General features: G+C 52.2%; 18 protein-coding genes and 1 other annotated feature. Of the genes, 6 read left to right on the top strand and 12 right to left on the bottom strand.

Features of this window, described 5'->3' with window-relative positions; genetic code table 11:
* Positions 1-6 precede the first annotated feature (6 nt).
* Both pheS and DZC51_RS00200 read right to left on the bottom strand, forming a co-directional pair.
* The gene (gene pheS / locus DZC51_RS00205; protein WP_157293344.1) at positions 7-1044 is read right to left on the bottom strand and encodes a phenylalanine--tRNA ligase subunit alpha; all 1038 of its coding nucleotides are present in this window, start codon (positions 1042-1044) and stop codon (positions 7-9) included.
* A 73-nt stretch (positions 1045-1117) separates the two neighbouring features.
* Positions 1118-1346 (bottom strand) — a binding site (T-box leader).
* Between the two features lie 50 nt (positions 1347-1396).
* Positions 1397-2158 (bottom strand): TrmH family RNA methyltransferase, encoded by a 762-nt coding sequence (locus DZC51_RS00200; protein ID WP_157293343.1) that lies wholly within the window; start codon positions 2156-2158, stop codon positions 1397-1399.
* Positions 2159-2259: 101 nt separating this feature from the next.
* Between DZC51_RS00200 and sspI the strand changes: the two genes are divergently transcribed.
* Positions 2260-2478, top strand: coding sequence for a small acid-soluble spore protein SspI (gene sspI, locus DZC51_RS00195; protein ID WP_157293342.1), 219 nt, complete (start codon positions 2260-2262; stop codon positions 2476-2478).
* A 46-nt stretch (positions 2479-2524) separates the two neighbouring features.
* Here sspI and argF read toward each other — a convergent pair whose 3' ends face one another.
* The 4 genes from argF to wrbA all read right to left on the bottom strand — a co-directional run bounded on the left by argF (position 2525) and on the right by wrbA (position 6589).
* A complete protein-coding gene (argF, locus tag DZC51_RS00190; RefSeq protein WP_232524032.1) occupies positions 2525-3487 on the bottom strand; it encodes an ornithine carbamoyltransferase in 963 nt (320 codons plus the stop codon).
* A 137-nt stretch (positions 3488-3624) separates the two neighbouring features.
* Positions 3625-4713 carry a M42 family metallopeptidase gene (locus tag DZC51_RS00185; protein ID WP_157293341.1) on the bottom strand — a complete coding sequence of 363 codons (1089 nt, stop codon included), beginning with the start codon at positions 4711-4713 and terminating at the stop codon, positions 3625-3627.
* Positions 4714-4803: 90 nt separating this feature from the next.
* Positions 4804-5850, bottom strand: a complete 1047-nt coding sequence (locus DZC51_RS00180; RefSeq protein WP_157293340.1) for a beta-carotene 15,15'-monooxygenase — start codon at positions 5848-5850, stop codon at positions 4804-4806.
* Between the two features lie 115 nt (positions 5851-5965).
* The gene (gene wrbA / locus DZC51_RS00175) at positions 5966-6589 is read right to left on the bottom strand and encodes an NAD(P)H:quinone oxidoreductase (RefSeq protein ID WP_157293339.1); all 624 of its coding nucleotides are present in this window, start codon (positions 6587-6589) and stop codon (positions 5966-5968) included.
* 152 nt (positions 6590-6741) lie between these two features.
* On the opposite strand from wrbA, the gene DZC51_RS00170 reads away from it, so the two are divergent.
* Entirely contained in the window at positions 6742-7884 is a 1143-nt protein-coding gene (locus DZC51_RS00170) for an MFS transporter (protein WP_157293338.1), read from the top strand.
* Positions 7885-7947: 63 nt separating this feature from the next.
* Here the strand turns inward: DZC51_RS00170 and DZC51_RS00165 are convergent, their stop codons facing one another.
* The 6 genes from DZC51_RS00165 to DZC51_RS00140 form a co-directional block, all read right to left on the bottom strand.
* Entirely contained in the window at positions 7948-8706 is a 759-nt protein-coding gene (locus tag DZC51_RS00165) for a 3D domain-containing protein (protein ID WP_157293337.1), read from the bottom strand.
* 99 nt (positions 8707-8805) lie between these two features.
* Complete coding sequence (locus tag DZC51_RS00160) at positions 8806-10605, bottom strand: PAS domain-containing sensor histidine kinase (RefSeq protein ID WP_198304018.1); 1800 nt, start codon at positions 10603-10605, stop codon at positions 8806-8808.
* A 185-nt stretch (positions 10606-10790) separates the two neighbouring features.
* Positions 10791-11465: an SOS response-associated peptidase gene (locus DZC51_RS00155; protein ID WP_157293335.1), complete on the bottom strand. Its 675-nt coding sequence runs from the start codon at positions 11463-11465 to the stop codon at positions 10791-10793.
* A 259-nt stretch (positions 11466-11724) separates the two neighbouring features.
* Complete coding sequence (gene trhO / locus DZC51_RS00150; RefSeq protein WP_157293334.1) at positions 11725-12684, bottom strand: oxygen-dependent tRNA uridine(34) hydroxylase TrhO; 960 nt, start codon at positions 12682-12684, stop codon at positions 11725-11727.
* Positions 12685-12813: 129 nt separating this feature from the next.
* On the bottom strand, positions 12814-13080 hold the full coding sequence (locus tag DZC51_RS00145) for a hypothetical protein (RefSeq protein ID WP_157293333.1): 267 nt from the start codon (positions 13078-13080) through the stop codon (positions 12814-12816).
* Positions 13081-13094: 14 nt separating this feature from the next.
* Complete coding sequence (locus tag DZC51_RS00140; protein ID WP_157293332.1) at positions 13095-14087, bottom strand: NAD(P)/FAD-dependent oxidoreductase; 993 nt, start codon at positions 14085-14087, stop codon at positions 13095-13097.
* 180 nt (positions 14088-14267) lie between these two features.
* Here DZC51_RS00140 and DZC51_RS16360 point away from each other — a divergent pair, with 180 nt between their 5' ends.
* The 4 genes from DZC51_RS16360 (at position 14268) to DZC51_RS00120 (ending at position 18802) form a co-directional block, all read left to right on the top strand.
* The gene (locus tag DZC51_RS16360; RefSeq protein WP_304504507.1) at positions 14268-15092 is read left to right on the top strand and encodes an STAS domain-containing protein; all 825 of its coding nucleotides are present in this window, start codon (positions 14268-14270) and stop codon (positions 15090-15092) included.
* 131 nt (positions 15093-15223) lie between these two features.
* Complete coding sequence (locus DZC51_RS00130; RefSeq protein ID WP_157293331.1) at positions 15224-16921, top strand: M3 family oligoendopeptidase; 1698 nt, start codon at positions 15224-15226, stop codon at positions 16919-16921.
* 244 nt (positions 16922-17165) lie between these two features.
* Entirely contained in the window at positions 17166-17786 is a 621-nt protein-coding gene (locus DZC51_RS00125) for a DUF47 domain-containing protein (RefSeq protein WP_157293330.1), read from the top strand.
* A 17-nt stretch (positions 17787-17803) separates the two neighbouring features.
* Positions 17804-18802 carry an inorganic phosphate transporter gene (locus DZC51_RS00120; RefSeq protein WP_157293329.1) on the top strand — a complete coding sequence of 333 codons (999 nt, stop codon included), beginning with the start codon at positions 17804-17806 and terminating at the stop codon, positions 18800-18802.
* Positions 18803-18910: the final 108 nt, after the last annotated feature.

The following is an 18910-nucleotide window of genomic DNA, read 5'->3' as shown; positions in this document are numbered from 1 at the left end:
CCCTCCTCAGCCTTCCGTCCTGCGGAATTGTCCGATAAACCGGAGATCATCCGTGTAGAAATGACGGATGTCCTCGATTCCGTATTTCAGCATTGCGATCCGCTCCGGCCCCATGCCGAAAGCGAATCCGGAATGCACATCCGGATCATAGCCACCCATGCGGAGTACGTTCGGGTGGACCATGCCGGCTCCCAAAATCTCGATCCAGCCTGTTTTTTTGCAGACATTGCAGCCAGACCCGCCACACTTGAAGCAGGAGATATCCATCTCGACGGACGGCTCCGTGAACGGGAAGTAGCTCGGGCGGAGGCGGATCTCCCTTTCTTCGCCGAACATCTTTTTGGCAAAGCGGTCCAGCGTGCCCTTCAAGTCACTCATCCGGATGTTTTCGCCGACGACAAGCCCTTCGATCTGTGTGAACTGATGGGAGTGGGTCGCATCGTCGTTATCGCGCCGGTACACCTTGCCCGGGCAGATGATCTTGAACGGCTTGCCTTCCTTCGCTTCCATCGTGCGAGCTTGCACAGGAGATGTATGGGTCCTGAGGAGAATGTCCTCGGTGATGTAGAACGAATCCTGCATATCCCGTGCCGGATGGCCCTTCGGCAGGTTCAGCGCTTCGAAGTTATAATAGTCCTTCTCCACTTCCGGCCCTTCAGCGACTTCATACCCCATCGAAATAAAGAAGTCTTCGATCTCCTCGATGATGCGGGTGAGCGGATGATGGTTTCCGACCTTCACCGGCGTGCCCGGAAGCGTGACGTCGATCGACTCCGCATCCAGCTTTTTCGCGACCGCCTCTTCTTCAAGTGCCTCCATCCGGCTTTCCAGCTTTGCGGTCACTTCGCCGCGCACTTCATTGACAAGCGCCCCCATTTTCGGGCGTTCTTCAGCCGGGAGTTTGCCCATTCCCTTTAGCAGGTCCGTGATCGGCCCTTTCTTGCCCAGATACTTGACCCGGACATCATTCAGCGACTTCACGTCGGTAGCTGACGCGATGGCCTGAAGCGCTTCATCTTTCAACTGCTGCAGTTGCTGCTCCATTCGGATTCTCCTTTCGTTAACCAGACTGCTGCCTGTCCTTCATGTTCCGGGCATACAAAAAGCCCCGCCCCTCAAAAGGGACGAGGCTGAACTCGCGGTACCACCCTGATTACCGCACAAAGGTGCGGTCACTCTGGACAGGATAACGGCTGTGTGCCGGCTCGCCTTTACAGCTGATGCTGGTCCCGGCGGCAACTTGCGGGGTGAACTTCAGCGTCATCCGATCACCGGCGCTTCCAGTCCCTGGCGCCGGCTCCCTGTCATCCGATGGGCAGCCTACTCTTCCCGCTCAATGTCTTTGGTCATTTACTTCTTCAGTATATCGGAACATTCTGCCGGGGGTCAAGCCGGTTCATGATCGCAGTGCATAGAGAAGAATCCCGGTCGCGACAGCCACATTCAGCGACTCGGCAAGTCCCCGGAGTGGGATCATCAGTTTCTTGTCCGTTTCTGCAAGCAGCTCAGGATCGACTCCGCTCCCCTCGTTTCCTACGATCAGCGCGAACGCGTCGCTTTTGCCCGGATTGTCGTATGCCACTGCACCTTCAAGCGCCGTTCCGTAAACCGGAATCCCCCTGTTTTTCAACTCATGGACCGTTTCCCGGAGATCTCCCCGGATTACCGGCAGATGAAAATGCGAGCCCTGAGCGGAGCGGACCGTTTTCGGAGCATACGGATCGGCGCTTCCTTTCCCGAGAATCACCGCATTGATGCCTGCTGCGTCGGCCGTGCGGATCATCGTGCCGATATTGCCGGGATCCTGTACGGCATCGACAAGAAGCAGGGATTTCCAGCTTTCCTGCTCATCCGCAGTCACTTCCGGAATCCGGCACTGTGCGTAGATCCCCTGAGGATGTTCGGTATCCGTGATCTCCCGTTCGACCTGTGAAGTAATCTCGATCAGCTGGACCTCGTCAATCTCCCAATAGTCAGGTATTGTGACGCCTTCCCTGACGATCAGGGCCAGTACCGTACCTTCTTTTTTAAGCGCCTCTTCCGCCAGGTGTTCCCCTTCCACGAGGAACTCTCCCGTTTTGTCCCGTTCTTTTCGGGTGTTGACCAGTTTTTTCAAATGTTTTACAAGCGAGTTCTGTGTGGATTCAATCCGCTTCAATCTATGACACCTTCCGTCATCCGTTATTTGCTTTAGTGTAGCAAAACGGAGGTATAAGCTGCGAGCAAAACGGAAAACCTTTCCGCAGGAGGGTGATGAACATGAACTTCCAGATCCGTGATGCCATCACGGCCAACATGCAGGGGAACTCGGCAGAAGACATCAGGGGCGTCATCGACGATGCCATTTCCCGGGGCGAGGAACATCTCCTGCCCGGTCTCGGCGTGATCTTCGAAAAGTTCTGGCAGCAGGCCGATCCGGCCGAAAAACAGAACGTCCTGGCCGACCTGGAAAGCGCATTCGGCAAAAAGGTCCAATAATGCAATTGGAAAAGCCGCCGGCTCCGGCGGCTTTTTGCGTGTTCAATTAAAGAATCGATGCAAGAACCGCTTTTTGTGCATGGAGGCGGTTTTCAGCCTGCTGGAAGATGTAAGAATTCGGACCGTCAATGACGGATGCCGATACCTCTTCGCCCCGGTGGGCCGGCAGGCAGTGAAGGAACATGTAGTCATCCTTCGCGTGTTTGACCAGCGCGTCATCGACCATGAAGCCCTTGAACGCTTCGAGCCTTGCTGCCGCTTCCTCTTCCTGTCCCATGCTGGTCCAGGTGTCTGTGTAGACTGCATCCGCTCCGCTGACTGCCTTGACCGGATCCGTTGTCCAGCTGACCTGTCCTCCGGTCTTGCCGGCAATGGCGACGGCTGTTTCCATCACATCAGGCGAAGGCTCATAACCTTCAGGAGTCGCGACCGAGATTTCCATTCCGGTATGTGCCGCGGCGATGATCAGGGAGTGCGCCACATTGTTCCCGTCCCCGACATAGGCGATTTTGCGGCCTTCCAGCCCGCCTTTCACCTCACGCACGGTCAGGAGATCGGCAAGCGCCTGGCACGGATGATAGATATCTGTCAGCCCGTTGATGACCGGAATGCTCGCTTCATCCGCGAGTTCCTGCACCATCGTGTGCTTATTCGCACGGATCATGATTGCATCCAGATAGCCGGACAGCACATGTGCCGTGTCGTATACCGATTCGCCGCGGCCGATCTGCATATCCCGCGAATTCAGGTACATCGCGTGCCCGCCGAGTTGGATCATGCCGGATTCAAATGAAATTCTCGTACGGGTTGAGTGCTTCTCGAAGATCATTCCGAGGATTTTCCCGGCGAGCAGTTTTGGATAACGGCCCTCCGAACCTAGCTTTTTCAGTACAACTCCAAGTTCTACAAGCCCTTTTACTTCGTCGCCAGAAAGCTGGTCCAGTGCCAGCAGATCCTTGCCCTTCAGACTTTCAACCAATACCATTTCCTGCATCCCCGTCATGAACATTCGACTCACCCTTCCGTTTATTCATCTTGTTGCATCATTATACAATTGTATAAATATTAAATCAAGCGGTTCTTTATAACCATTTCTTCAATAAAAACCTCCCCGCCAACCGGTTAAGGAAGGCGGGGAGGTTCTGGTTAATCGAATGTCAGGCGGTCGACAGTTTCACGGTCAAGCTTCTTGATAACTTCAACGATCAGCTGTACAGCGTGCTTGTAATCCTTTTTATGCAGGATCGCCGCATGGCTATGGATATAGCGTGTCGGGATGCAGATGGCAAGGGACGGGACGCCCTCATTAGCCAGGTGGATGGAACCGGCATCCGTGCCGCCTCCCGGAATCGTTTCAAACTGATACGGGATACCCTGCTCTTCGGCGGTGTCCACGACCAGGTCACGGAGCCCTTTATGGGAGACCATCGATGCATCGAACAGGACGATCTGCGGGCCGTCCCCCATCTTGCCGGAAGCCTCTTTGGACGAAACGCCCGGCGTATCTCCCGCGATGCCCACATCCACGGCAAAGCCGATATCCGGCTTAACCTTGGCAGCGACAGTTCGCGCACCGCGCAGGCCGATCTCTTCCTGGACGGCTCCTGCCGAGAAGACGGTGTTCGGGTGCTGCTCGTCTTTCAGCTTGCGCAGAACGTCGATTGCGATGGCACAGCCGATCCTGTTATCCCAGGCCTTGGCCAACAGGTAATCCGGGTTATTCATGACCGTGAATTCAAAGTACGGGGTGACCATGTCCCCGGGGCGCACTCCCCATTCCATCACTTCTTCCTTGGAGGAAGCACCGATATCAATGAACATATCCTTGATGTCGACCGGTTTTTTGCGGGCATCTGCGGACAGGATGTGCGGCGGCTTCGAACCGATGACTCCGGTCAGCTCACTGCCGTCACGCGTCACGATCGTCACGCGCTGAGCGAGCATGACCTGAGACCACCAGCCACCGACGGTCTGAAAACTGAGAAAGCCCTTGTCATCAATTTTCGAAACCATGAAACCGACTTCGTCAAGGTGGCCCGCCACGAGAACGCGCGGTCCTTCCGGATCACCTTTCTTTTCAGCGATCAGTGATCCGAGGCCGTCATATCCGATCGAATCGGCAAACGGTTCAATGTAGCGCTTCATCACTTCTCGGGGCTCCCGCTCGTTGCCCGGAATCCCTTTTGCATCCGTCAGGTCTTTTAACATCTGTAACTGTTCGTCAAGCTGGACCATTACTTCGACCTCCTAAACAAGTGTCATTCAAATTATAGTGGATGAAGCATGCGTTTTCAAAACATTTCGGGAAAGATTGAATAACCATTATTACAAGCCCAGCTCTTTTTTCAGTCGCCTGATAAACTCATCCTTTTCATCTGCCCTGACCGCGACTGACCCGTAAGGTCTTCGGACGCCCATGAACAGGGTCGCGGAAACAGGTTGCTTCAGCTTAATAAGGACATCCGGGCGGGCGGCTTCAAAATCTTTTGCAACGAACTCGGCGGTGTCCTTGGATAGCTTGCCGGACAACTCTTCCCCGCTGGTCACCACTTCTGCAATATCCGTATAGCGGATTTCCATCCGGTTGGCCATGCCGAGGGACAGATAAAGCGTGTCGGGCCCGAAGACTGCAGGAGACAGCCGGACGGCCTGCATATCCCCGATGAGATAGATGACCGAATACACGTTCAGAATCAGAAGGATGATCGAAAGGACAAGCGATTTTTCATGGAGCCACCAGTGGATGCCGATTGTTTCGATGATGATGGCATGGATGAGCATCAGCTGCATGGCCATATGGCTCGTTTTGCGGTGGAGTGTGAAGGTATCTTCAGTGAGCAGCGGCTTCTTTTTCCATGCCCCAAAGGCGTAGTAGAACATCAGCATCTCCGAACAGAATGCGTGAACGATCGGATGGCTCCGGATATGACTGTCGACGGCAGCAGGGAATGCGAACAGGAGAGGCTTCAGATCCTGCCTGGTCGTCCGAAGGATCTTTGGCAGGTAGACAAACAGAGAGACGACGAGCACCAGTTCAAGCAGAACAAGTGCGCCCTCTGCAGCAATTCCGATATAGGTGACCGGCGCGTAGCTGCCCAGCCATTCGGCGGGAATGAGGAACCGTGCCGTGATCAGGCCCGCGGCTGATCCGAAAAGGAATCCCTTCAGCGTAATCGATCTTTTCCAAGCCAAAAACAATAGCGGCGCCACGATTGCCAGGTCAATCAGGGAACCGATCACAACCGCCTCTGAGGCCACCGAAAGAACGTATCCTCCAAATTCGGTTCTGTAGAGGATCAGGTTGGATCCAAGAACAAGCAGCAGCAGAATCAGCCAGATGGGATTTGCGGATTTTTGGACGACGGTATTCATCGTTTCACCCTCCACCTTCTTTTACTTCTATTATACGGTGGCTCCGCCTCTCTCTCCTGCCGCAACAGGAATAAACCGCCCCCCAACATGGAGGCGGTTCACACAATGTTCAGATTCAGCCGTTGGCCCCTTGCTTGACCCACTTCGCGACTTCAACGGTACGGCGGGCCTGATGCTCAACAGCCGCTTTGATCTTTTCTTCCCCTTCGACCATGTTGCCGTCCTGATCGACCGAGACACTCGTGCCATACGGGTTGCCGCCGGCAGCGAAAACGGAAGGATCCGTGTACCCCGGGGCAGCGATGATGGCGCCCCAGTGGAACAGAGAGGTGTACAGCGAAAGAATGGTTGCTTCTTGGCCGCCGTGCGGATTCTGGGCGGATGACATGGCGCTGCATACTTTGTTGACGAGCTTGCCCTGTGCCCACAGGCCGCCCGTCAGATCGAAGAACTGCTGCATCTGGACAGACTTGCTGCCGAAGCGGGTCGGCGCACTGAAGATGATGGCGTCCGCCCATTCCAGATCTTCCGGCTTGGCTTCCGGCTCGTCCTTCACGGATTCATAGTGTTTTTTCCATGCAGGATTAGAAGCAATCGCCGCCTCAGGTGCGGTTTCGGCAACCTTGAGCACCTTGACTTCCGCGCCCGCTGCCTGTGCCACTTCGCCGGCCCAATGCGCCAGTTTATGATTGGTTCCGGTCGAGCTGTAGTGAATGACTGCAAGATTGATTGAATCCATGCAAACAACTCCTTTGAATTCGTGATATTTTTCGCAAACATTACTACTATTGCCCTTCGCAGGAAGGAATAAACACCATGCTTCCAAATGGATGACGGCTGCCTGCCCCCATGGTAAAGTGAATTTACCATGAACCGGAAAGAGGCCAAGCCATGCACGTCTTCATCTATATCATCATATTCTTTTCGTTTTTTGACCTGTTCAGCCAGCTTCCGATCATGAGTCCTCATGCCGTTCTGCTCGGTGCGACACCCTTTGTGACCGGTCTGGTTGTCGGCATTTATTCATTCGCCAATACGATCGGCAACGTTTTGTCCGGGTTCGGGACAGACCGGCTCGGGCCGTTTCCGATCCTGATTACCGGCCTTCTTCTTTCTTCGGTCGCCCTGTTCCTTTACACACCGGCTGACACACCCAACTCCCTTTTGGCAGTGCGTGTGATCCACGGCTTCATGGAAGGGCTGATCGTACCGGCGGCGTTCACATTCATCGCCAACCGGTCAGAAGAATCCAAGCGTGGCAAGAACTCCGCTCTGTCGGGAGCTTTTGTCGGGCTCGCGGCCATTGCCGGCCCCGCCCTGAGCGGCATCATCGCCTCCAGAACCGGTGCCCCATTTATCATGATGATGAATGGCGCATTTCTCCTTACACTTGCCGTTCTCGCGGTGTTCATCCTCCGCGGCAGCACAAATCAGCAAGAGGCACAGTCAAAAGCCGGCCGCTCTTCCGGGAGTTTCCCGGTAATGGAACTGTTCAGGCATCCCGGTGTCATCCGTGCATTTGCAGGCGCTTTTTTCCTGATGTTCTCCCAGGGCGTGCTTGCACTTGTTCTTCCGCTCCAGGTTGAAGCAATCGGGTACGATACAAAGACGAGCGGACTATTGCTCAGCGTCTTCGGCATCGTCGCCATCCTCATCTTTATCCTTCCGACCAACCGCCTGTTCGATAAGATCAGGCCAGAAGCAACGCTGGCATTCGGTATCGCCCTCATGGGAGCCAGCATGCTCTTCCTGTCCGGAGCCGGTCAGCTCCCGCTGCTTTATGCTGCGATGTCCCTATATGGCGTCGGGTTCGCGTTCCTATTTCCCTCGGTCAACTCTCTTCTGATCGATTCGACTGATTCGCATTACCGCGGGAAAGCCTACGGATATTTTTATGCGTTTTTCTCGATCGGCGTAGTTGCAGGCTCCGGCCTGATCGGCTCCCTGGGCCTGGACGCACGCGGTGCATTCCTGCTTACCGGTTCTGTCCTTCTTGCCGTGGCGGTCTATGCGTTGGCCGGAATGAGGCAATAAACAGAAACAGCCATCCGCCCATCTGAATGACAGATGATGCGGATGGCTGTTTTCAGTTTGATATCAGTCGAGGATCTTCACTGTGACTGTCTTGGATCCCCACTGCAGCGCGCGGCTTTTGTTCGGGATAAAGACATCGATGCGATTGCCTTTGATGGCGCCGCCCGTGTCACCTGCGATTGCTTCACCATAACCTTCAACCCATACCTTCGTTCCGAGCGGAATGACTTTAGGGTCGACTGCGATGACTTTCTGGTTAGGATTTGCTTTCAGGTTGATGCCAGTGGCAGTAATTCCGGAGCAACCGTTGCAGTATGCCGTGTATGCCGTTGCACGGACAGACAGTTCACGTGTCGCGGACGGTGCCGGCTTCGATGCAGACTCCGTTTTGGACGCGCTTGCCTGAACGACTTTGCCGGATACTTTTAGAGTTTGTCCGGGATGGATCAGCGTGCCATTGAGGCCGTTCAGACCCATCAGTGTGTTGACGCTAATACCATGGTTTGTCGCGATTCGGTAGAGCGTATCGCCGCTCTTGACGGTATATGTGGAAGCGGATGCCGCCGGCTTCGCTGCAGCAGACGCTTTCTGATTGGTTTGTGTCGCTGGGCTGTCCGAGGAGGTAGTAAGAACATCACCCGGATAGATCAGATCAGAGGAAAGGGAATTCCACTGCTTTAGCTGTGCGACTGTGACAGAGTTGGCCTGAGAAATGGACCAGAGTGTATCGCCTTTGGATACCGTATGCTCCGCAGCGGAAACTGTTCCTGCACCTGCACCCAGTGTCAGCGCTGCCGTTAGCGCAATCAAGCTTTTTTTCATAATGGTAAATGTCTCCTTTCTTCAACGACACCCACTCTACCACGCAATTGTTACAGTGGCATGACAAATCGATGAAGAAACGAAAACAATATATTACACTCACGAAATAGTAGTCTCTGAATCTATCGGGAACCGGATTCTTGCCGTAGTCCCCTTTCCTATCTCACTTTCAAACTCGATCGTCCCTCCATGCCGCTCCATAATCTTGAAACTCTTCATGAGACCCATGCCGGTGCCTTTTTCTTTGTTCGAGTAAAACGGTTCTCCGAGACGCGTCAGCCGTTCCTCCGGAATGCCGATGCCTTCATCCCGGACTTCGATGACAGGCCCGCCATCGTTGGTCCATGCCGAAATATTAATCGTGCCGCCATCCGGCATGGCTTCCAAAGAGTTTTTCACAAGGTTAATGATCACATGCTTGATTTCGTCTGTTTTGCAGACGGCCGGGAGCGGTCCTCCCTGAATTTTAAATCGAATCGTCGAATTATGCATACGTGCTTCCGCTTTTAACAGAGGGACAACTTCCGACAACACTTTTTCAAGATCAGCCGGTCTCATTTCATCTTCTTCATGAGGTTCAGCCAGCATCAGAAGCTCATTCACAATCAGTTCAATGCGTTCCAACTGATCCATGATGATCTCTGCGTAATCGCCGGCAGAACCGGTTTCGTCCAACAGCTGCATAAAGCCCTTCACGGCCGTAAGGGGATTTCTCACTTCATGGGCAATGCCGGCGGCCAGGTGACCGACCATGCCGAGCTTTTCCCATTTCAGACTGATCTCTTCAGAGAATTTCTGCCTGGTGATGTCCTGAGTGAAACCGATCAGCCGCACAATCCGACCTTCGTCGTCATAAATCGGCACCGATTTAGTGCGCAGCCATTTCAGTCCCTTGCCCGGGACGATGACCCTGAAGTCCATCTCTCCGTTTGAATCAGGGTTGCAAAGCACATCCGCCATCTTTTCCCGATCGTCCGGATGGACATATTTCTGAAACGCGAAGGCATTGACGTAAATTTCGTTCAGCTCCACCTCGAACAGGCCTCTGATGGCGGGACTCAAGTATATAAAACGATTTCGGATATAGTCGTATTGTCCAACACCTAGGTCTGTATTCTCCATGATATCCACGATTAGCTGATCCCGATCTTTAATGATCCGCTCCTGAAGCTGTATCAGGGATTGAGTGGCTGCCGCGGACTCTTTGGAGATGAGCATGGCCGTTGTTCCGGCAAGGCGGCCATCACTGTCAAAAACCGGATAGGCCCGGATGCTGACCGGCACACGCGTACCATCCTTCTTCAGCCTTACAGTATCCAGGTTGATCTTTTTTTCTCCGGCGAGCAGGCGGGCCCGTGTCAGCTCGAACTCCTCTCGAAGATCATCTGGAACATATGGAAGAATTCCGCCCACAAGGTCTTCTTCTGTCCAGCCGTATTCCTTTGTAAATGCCGAGTTGATTTTCATGACTTCACCATTGGTGCATAAGAGAACACCCGCTTCTTCCATGTGTTCAAAAAACGGGCTGCTCCAGGCTGACTGAGGACTGGCCGGTGCCAGCTTCACGGGTGCTTTCCTAATGAGAATGGCTTGGAGCAAAACATGGTGGTCATCAATCCTCTTAAGCCGCTCCACATACATGGGTGACTGAGAATCGTCTTTTCTCCTTACAGAGAAAGGGACGAATTCAACGCCCGCATGCGCCTCGCGGATTCTTTCAAAGAGGAGCGGCAGATCCCGAAAATGAGCCATGTCATGAACAGAGGGATCCAATGGCGAAGGAAGCCTTATGGATTCTTTTTCTCCGTTTGCAATCATGCAATAATACCCGCTTTCGATATGCAGTACAGCGTAGAGATATCCAGTGTTGTTTGATTGGAAAAGCTCTGTTTTCTCCATTTTAATACCTGCTCTCATTAAGAAAGTTGAACCTTAAGTCTCCCTTCCCGACCCAAAGCCTTACTATTCCGTCAAGTAGTTATGAATATTATACTAGTATTCTTTACTTTATTGAAGAATGATTATTTCAATCGACATATAGCATATTCTTTCTATCTCTTTAATCTTCCTTAGCTTAGCTATACTCAGCAAAAAGGCACGATGAGTTCGGGACTATTGTTTTTCGGCGAGTTTACATCAGGCGACACTTCATAAGCCTCCATCCTGTCCGCATTGTAAGGGACAAGCAACCGGCCCAGGGACATGGTGTCCCGGTTGTCCGGATTCAGCCACTCCGCTTCATCGGACTTATCGAGAATCACGGGCATCCGGTCATGAATCGTTTCCATGAGCCGGTTCGGCCGGGTCGTAATGGCTGTGCAGGTGTGGACTTTTTCTCCGTCCGGTGATATCCATGTCTCCCAAAGTCCCGCCATTCCGAAAACCGGTTCGTCCTTCAGCCTGATCCTCATCGGTCTACGGATGTCTTTTTCCCTCACCCATTCATAGAACGAGTCTGCCGGAATGATGCAGCGGCGCCGCTCGAAAGCTTGCCTGAAACTTGGCTTTTCCGCCAGGGTCTCCGCCCGCGCATTGATCATCCGGCTGCCGATTTTCAGATCTTTCGCCCACCTTGGAACGAGTCCCCAGCGCAGCTTGCCCATCCGGTTCTCCCTGCCGTCGCTGATCACGGCGACCACCTGCTGGGTCGGTGCGATGTTGTAGCTGGGACTGTAATCCGCCTCTTCAAATGACCTAGTGATTCCAAAGCGTTCGATCAGTTCTCCGTATGGGATATATAGCGTAAATCTTCCGCACATATCGGCACCTCTCTATGTGTTTTATACTTTTATACATAAAAAGAACATTCCACGCAACCGGCCAACTCCGTTGGAATGGCGGATAGAGCCAGGAAATTCCTGGTCTTGTTTAGCACGCCCTTCCAGGCAGCATCCGGTTCTTCCAACTGGCAGTATTGCAGGTGTTGCTGCCGCCCGAATGGGTGCACCAAAAAAGCCGCCGCTGCTTCCAATAATGGAAAGCGGCGGCGACTTCTTTTCTTTTCTTTTCTCTTCTGATTTATGCCTGTTGGGTTTTCAGTTCGTCCACTTTCTCCTGCCACTCCGCTTCGGTCATCCCTGTTTCAAGGAAGTAGCGGTTGCGCGGGTGCTCCCGGCACTCGTCTGAGCAGCTGCGGCGGAAAAGCAGTTCGTTTTCTTCGGATGCCAGGATTTTTTTGTTGCATTCAGGGTTTGCACAGTTTACATAGCGTTCACAAGGCGTCCCATCGAAGTGGTCGCGGCCTACGACAACATGTTCAACTTGGTTGACCGGCACGGCGATCCGGTTGTCGAACACATAGCATTGGCCGTCCCACAGTTGCCCTTTTGCTACAGGGTCTTTTCCGTAGGTGACGATGCCCCCATGGAGATGCGCCACATCTTCAAAGCCTTCGCGCTTCAGCCAGCCGGTGAATTTCTCACAGCGGATGCCGCCCGTGCAGTAAGCCAGGATCTTTTTGCCTTCAAATTTCTCACGGTTCTCGCGTACCCATTCCGGCAGCTCACGGAATGTTTCCACTTCCGGCCGGATGGCACCGCGGAAGTGGCCGAGGTCATATTCATAATCATTTCGCGCGTCGAGGACGACAACATCGTCACGCTGCATCTGCTCGAGGAACTCTGCCGGTTCCAGGTAATCGCCGGTCAGCTCGTTTGGATCCACGTCTTCTTCAAGGCTCAGGTTGACGATTTCCTGCCTGTATCGAACATGCATCTTCCGGAAAGCATGGCCTTCCGCTTCATCCACCTTGAATGCCATGTCGCCGAAACGCTCGTCGGCATGCATCGCATCCATGTATTTCTGTGTTTGTTCAACCGTGCCTGAGCACGTTCCGTTTATGCCTTCTGCACCGATGAGGATGCGGCCCTTTAGTCCAAGTTCCTTGCAGAACTCAAGATGCTCCTGTGCGAAAGTTTCCGGGTCCTCGATCGGTACATATTTATAGTACAAGAGGATTCTGTGTGTGAATTTTCCCATAATCCGACACCATTCCCTTTCTCCTTTAAGATAAAAAATGCCACACACCAATATACCAAAAATAGCGCCGGATGTGTAGCGGAAAACAACGGAAAACAGGCCCGCCATAAAAAAGGCGTGCCTGTTTCTTTAACGCTTCATTTCCCTGTATCTGCCGATGAACCAATCCGGCGGTTCTTCGGTCCGGAAAGCGAACACTCCCTCATCCGTATGGAGATACAGGAACCAGCATCGGCTTGCTGCCGGCCTTGCACTCATATCCCATACTTTCGACAGCGGAAAATCCCTGTCGGAAGAGATGACGGCATCCCTTGTCAAAATAAGCTCGAATTCGACATCTTCCGTCCGCTGCTCCAGACGACGGATCGACCGTTCGGTCCGAATATAGCGGATCACCGCCTCACGATCCTTCATTTGAATACGGACGTGCTGTGGAGCGGCTGGACACGGGATTTTGGATCCAGATAGGCTTTCGCGTTGTTGACAGCGATAGGCGCCTCTCCGAGTCCGACAGCAATGAGTTTGACTTTGCCGTCGTAAGTGGTCACATCACCCGCGGCATAAATCCCCTCGATGTTCGTTTCCATCTTGGTATTGACCACGATTGAATTTTTCTCCATTTCCAGTCCCCACTCTTTAAGTGGTCCGAGGGAAGAGACATTTCCATAGTTGACGATGACGTGATCTGCGTGAAGGTTCGTTTCGTCGCCTTCCTTGCTGACCAGCACGACTTCATCCAGTTTGCCCTCTTCACCTTGAAGAATTTTGACATTGTGGGATGTCTTCACTTCCACAGTGGACTCATGAAGCTTGGTGACACTCGTCTCATGTGCCGTAAACCGTTCCCGGCGGTGGACAAGCGTCACTTTATCCGCAACTCCCTCAAGCATCAGTGCCCAGTCCAGAGCGGAGTCGCCTCCCCCGCATACGAGTACTTCCGTCCCCTTGAAGCTGGACAGGTCCTTGACACCGTAGTGCAGCGATTTCCCTTCAAAGGTCTCTGCTCCTGCGACATTCAGCTTGCGTGGCTGGAAGGCGCCGACACCTGCGGTAATCAGTACCGAACGCGAATAGTGGACGCCCTTATCCGTCTCGATGACAAACAGCTCGCCGTCCCGGTTCGCGGCCAAAACTGTCTCTCCGAGACAAATTTCCGGCTTGCCGTGTTGAGCCTGCTCGGCAAGATTCGCCACGAGATCTTTGGCAAGGATCTTCGGAAAGCCTCCGACATCATATATATATTTATCCGGATAAAGCTCCGAAAGCTGGCCGCCGAGCTGCGGAAGACTGTCGAGGATCTTGACTTTCATCTCCCGCATGCCGGCGTAAAATGAGGCGAAGAGTCCTGTAGGGCCTCCGCCGATAATCGTTATATCAAATACATCGTGTCCGTTTTCCAACATAGTTCACTCCTATTTTATATGCGGCTGAGAATTCTTTTCAGTTCACATTATAACGGTAACCCGCCCTTTGGAAAAGACATTGCTCCGACCTTATCCCGTGCATCGGCCTTTGCCTTGCTTTAAAATAAGAGTCGGTTGCATGACTATCGGAAAAATAACAGATGAAAGGTTGTTATTAGTGTGGGAAAGCGGGAGGACATCTTTGAGTATATCATCGGCAAGAAAGAAGAGCTGGCAGAAGAGTGGATTGAGCGAAGCACCGGCGACGGAGCCGATTCCGTCTTTCTTGCCGGAGACAAGGGCAAGTTGCACCTTCAGCATGATAAGCTGATTGAAACCGTGAGCCGTATTTTCATCGAGAGCAACGACGAGTTTAAGTTACATATCGATGAATGGTCGGAGTCAGTCGCCGCAGACTGGGTAAAGAGCGGTGTGACCATGCATGATACCATCTCACAGTTCCGTGTCATCCGGACTGATTACTGGAACAGCGTGAAAAATTATATCCTTTCCGAAAAACAGGATTTCACCATTGAGGATGCCTTCTACTGGAGTAATCTGGTCAATGACGCCTTTGACTTCATCACTGAGAATTTCGCGCGGCATTTTGAAGAGGCCCATAAGAATATCCTCTCATCCCAGCAGCAGATGATCACCGAACTGAGCAGTCCGGTCATCCCGGTCAAGCGCGGCATCGGTATTCTGCCTTTGGTTGGTGACATCGATACATACCGTGCCCGCATCATTCTCGAAACCGGTCTTGAACAGGCAGCCAAGCAAAAGCTCGACATGCTGTTCATCGATCTGTCGGCCGTGCCGATTGTCGATACGATGGTTGCCCATCAGTTGTTCCAGCTGATCGACGCGCTCCGGCTGATTGGCGTGGAAGCCATCCTGTCCGGCATCCGCCCGGAAATCGCACAGACTGCCGTCCAGCTCGGTATCGAATTCCGGGGCATCAAGACTCAGTCTACTCTTATGAATGCACTGGAACTCTATAGCTGAACGGCACAAGCCTGCCCCTTCCCTACTGACCGGGAGGGGTTTTTTTATTTTTTCTTAATCCTCTTATTGCAAAATCTTCTGCATTCATCAAAAATGAGAAGGAAGACATTTCTCTAGAAGGAGTGGTTATAGTGGCCACATTCAAAGACTACGAATATAAGCGGCCGGATATGGAGTCACTCAAGGCGGAATGGAACAAGCACCTTGCCCGGTTCCGGGAAGCCGGTTCTGCAGACGGGCAGGATCAGGAAATCCGGGAACTGAACCGGCTGGCAGATGACTTTTCCACAGCCTCCAATCTGGTGTACATCCGCTCCTCCATTGATACGAATGATGCCTATTATGAAGAGCAGAGGGACTACTTCAATGAAATCGGGCCAGAATTCGATGAGCTGAACACCTCCTTCTACAAGGAACTTGTATCAAGCCCGTTCCGGAAGGAGCTAGAAAAACGCTGGGGCACCCAACTGTTCACCATCGCCGACCAGAAAATCCGTTCATTCTCCGCTGAAGCGATCCCGCTTCTCCAGCAAGAAAACAAATTGGCCTCTGAATACGCAAAGCTGATTGCCTCGGCACAGATTGAGTTCGACGGAAAAACGCTCACACTTGCCCAGCTCGGACCTTATGCCCAATCGACAGATCGGGAGACACGAAAAGCTGCGAACGAAGCGAGATTTGGCTTTTTCGGCGAGCACAAAAATGAGTTTGACGGGATTTATCAGAAGCTGGTCGATGTCCGTCATCAGATCGCCAAGACGCTCGGCTACAAAGACTTCGTCGACGTCGGTTATCTGAGAATGAACCGGGTCGGCTACGACCGGGACATGGTGAAGAACTTCCGCGAACAGGTCAAGCAGCACATCGTGCCTCTTGCTACCCGTCTGTACGAGCGGCAGGCTGGACGTATCGGAGTGGACCGGCTCACGTTCCACGATGAAGGACTCAACTTCGTCACCGGCAATGCCGTTCCGAAGGGCGATCCGGACTGGATCATCGAAAACGGGAAAAAGATGTATGACGAACTTTCACCGGAAACCTCGGAGTTCTTCCGGTTTATGTTGGAGCGGGACCTGATGGATCTGATCGCCAAGAAAGGAAAAGAAGGCGGCGGATACTGTACGTTCATCGATAACTACGATTCCCCGTTTATCTTCTCGAATTTCAACGGAACATCCGATGATATCGACGTCCTCACCCATGAAGCCGGCCACGCATTCCAGGTCTACTCCAGCAGAGAGATCGGGGTGCCCGAGTATATCTGGCCGACCAGCGAAGCTGCCGAGATCCATTCGATGAGCATGGAGTTTTTCGCCTGGCCGTGGATGGAGCAATTCTTTGAGGAAGACACCGAGAAATATAAGTTCAGTCATTTGAGTTCGGCGTTGCTGTTCCTGCCGTACGGAGTGGCTGTCGATGAATTCCAGCATATCATCTATGAAAATCCTGAATTGACGGCTGATGACAGGAAAGCCGCCTGGAAAAAACTCGAGTCCGAATATCTTCCGCATCGCGATTACGAAGGTCTCGAGTACCTTGAAGAGGGCGGATTCTGGCAGCGGCAGGCCCACATCTATGAAGTGCCGTTCTACTACATCGATTACTGCCTGGCGCAGATCTGCGCGCTTCAGTTTTGGAAACGGTCCAGGGAAGAACGTGATTCCGCCTGGAAGGATTACCTTCACCTTTGCCGGCTCGGCGGATCCCTGCCATTCACGGAACTTGTAAAAGAAGCCAATCTGCTGTCACCATTTGAGGATGGCTGCATCGAGTCGGTCATCGGACCAATAACCGAATGGCTGGATTCGGTTGATGACAGATCCCTCTGAGTGATTAATCACCTCAGCCAAATTAATAACAATCAGCGAGCAACAGGAGTCTGGACGCGGTAGCGACGGATCTTCCAGTTGCTCGTTTTCTCATGCCTGTCTTCTCCTCCGAGAAAATCGCTGTTACTTTCCGGCATGTCGTAAGCATCATTTCTTTTAAAAAACATCCGATTCCATTGCAAAAATGGGTATAACTCCTTCATGGGGCAAATGGCGCTTTACATGAGATCTTAGGAGGGATTGAATGTTCGAACGAAAAAAGAACGATCCGTTTTTTGAACTGTTGGCCAAGATATCGGTCAATGTCCAGCAAGCCACTCATTACGCAGATGAATTCCGGATCAGGTCATTGGATGATTTGCCGGAAATCAGTACCACGATGAAAAAGTATGAAACAGATGGCGATGATCTGATTCATGAACTGATTGTCATGCTGAACAAATCATTTATGACTCCTATTGAACGGGAAGATATCCTGGCGCTTGCAAACAGCATGGACAATGTCTTGGATGGTATTGAAGAATGCATCGCACACTTTGACATGTTTGCGCTGGCGGAGATAGATGAGTCGATGAATACATTTATCAGTTATATCAGGCAAAGCACTGACGAAATCGTCAAAGCGATGGAAAAGCTGAAGCACAAAAACCTGACAGGGATGCACGAACATGCCGTGCTGATTAAAGACTACGAGAGCAAATGTGATGAAGTGCTCCGCTCCTCCATCAAAGAACTATTCAAGAACGAAAAAGATCCGATCCGCATCATTCAATTCAAAGACATATACGAACAGCTTGAAGATATTGCAGACGAGTGCCAGAACGTGGCCAACACGATAGAAACCATTATTATGCGCAATGCATAAGGACTGGAGGTCGGCGTATGGACTTACTGGTTGTTCTCACCATATTAATTGTCATCTTTGCTTTGGCCTTTGATTTCATAAACGGGTTTCATGATACGGCCAATGCGATTGCCACTTCAGTTTCTACGAGGGCCCTTCCTCCCAGAACCGCCGTGCTGATGGCCGCAGTCATGAATTTTATCGGAGCCATCACATTCACGGGAGTTGCCAAGGCGATCACGAAAGATATCGTGGATCCGTTCGCCTTATCCAACGGAGCGGTTGTCATCTTGGCTGCACTGATCGCAGCGATCGCGTGGAACCTGATTACCTGGTATTTTGGTATCCCGTCAAGTTCTTCCCATGCGATAATCGGGGCGATTGCAGGAGCTGCCATTGCAGCTGCAGGCTTTAACAGCCTCAACTACAGCGGATTCATCAAGATCCTGCAGGCTCTGATTTTCTCGCCGCTGATCGCCCTCTCTATGGGTTTTCTGGTCATGTCCCTGTTCAAACTTGTTCTCAGGCGGGCAACACTCACTTCGACAAACAGAAGAATCCGCAAATTACAGATCGGCACAGCGGCCTTGCAGGCGTTTACCCATGGAACAAACGATGCCCAAAAAACGATGGGAATCGTTACATTGGCACTGATCTCTGTCGGATGGCAGACGACAGATGACATCCAGATGTGGGTTCGCATATCGGCAGCAACCGCCATGGGATTGGGCACTTCGATCGGAGGCTACCGGATCATCAAAACCGTGGGAGGTAAAATCATGAAGATCCGCCCGGTCAACGGTGCCGCCGCCGACCTCGCATCCGCTTCGGTCATTTTTGGCGCAACTCTTATCCACCTGCCGGTCAGCACGACTCATGTCATTTCGTCCGCCATCATGGGTGTCGGTTCTGCCCAAAGGGTCAAGGGCGTTAAATGGGGTGTAGCCCGAAAAATAGTCCTGACTTGGATCATTACGATGCCAAGCGTCGCCCTGTTCGCAGCCCTGTGCTACCTTGTTTTAAATCTTTTCTTTTAAAGGCTGAATTTTTGATTTTCCGGAATTGGCGAACTTTATGATTCTCCCTTCATTTTCGACAATTGTTATTCTATGATAACTTTTGAAAAGAATATATTGGGAGGGTCA

The organism is Bhargavaea sp. CC-171006 (assembly GCF_009761675.1).
Taxonomy (GTDB): domain Bacteria; phylum Bacillota; class Bacilli; order Bacillales_A; family Planococcaceae; genus Bhargavaea; species Bhargavaea changchunensis.
The sequence above is the reverse complement of the archived record's forward strand: the minus strand, read 5'-3'. Positions and strand labels throughout refer to the sequence as shown.

Coding starts and splice junctions, on each gene's coding strand:
- DZC51_RS00155 (WP_157293335.1), bottom strand. CDS start 11,465: ATGTGCGGAAGATTTACGCTATATATCCCATACGGAGAACTGATCGAA.
- DZC51_RS00160 (WP_198304018.1), bottom strand. CDS start 10,605: ATGGAGAAAACAGAGCTTTTCCAATCAAACAACACTGGATATCTCTAC.
- DZC51_RS00120 (WP_157293329.1), top strand. CDS start 17,804: ATGGACTTACTGGTTGTTCTCACCATATTAATTGTCATCTTTGCTTTG.
- DZC51_RS00185 (WP_157293341.1), bottom strand. CDS start 4,713: ATGGTCCAGCTTGACGAACAGTTACAGATGTTAAAAGACCTGACGGAT.
- DZC51_RS00165 (WP_157293337.1), bottom strand. CDS start 8,706: ATGAAAAAAAGCTTGATTGCGCTAACGGCAGCGCTGACACTGGGTGCA.
- pheS (WP_157293344.1), bottom strand. CDS start 1,044: ATGGAGCAGCAACTGCAGCAGTTGAAAGATGAAGCGCTTCAGGCCATC.
- DZC51_RS00170 (WP_157293338.1), top strand. CDS start 6,742: ATGCACGTCTTCATCTATATCATCATATTCTTTTCGTTTTTTGACCTG.
- sspI (WP_157293342.1), top strand. CDS start 2,260: ATGAACTTCCAGATCCGTGATGCCATCACGGCCAACATGCAGGGGAAC.
- DZC51_RS00125 (WP_157293330.1), top strand. CDS start 17,166: ATGTTCGAACGAAAAAAGAACGATCCGTTTTTTGAACTGTTGGCCAAG.
- DZC51_RS00140 (WP_157293332.1), bottom strand. CDS start 14,087: ATGTTGGAAAACGGACACGATGTATTTGATATAACGATTATCGGCGGA.
- trhO (WP_157293334.1), bottom strand. CDS start 12,684: ATGGGAAAATTCACACACAGAATCCTCTTGTACTATAAATATGTACCG.
- DZC51_RS00180 (WP_157293340.1), bottom strand. CDS start 5,850: ATGAATACCGTCGTCCAAAAATCCGCAAATCCCATCTGGCTGATTCTG.
- wrbA (WP_157293339.1), bottom strand. CDS start 6,589: ATGGATTCAATCAATCTTGCAGTCATTCACTACAGCTCGACCGGAACC.
- argF (WP_232524032.1), bottom strand. CDS start 3,487: ATGTTCATGACGGGGATGCAGGAAATGGTATTGGTTGAAAGTCTGAAG.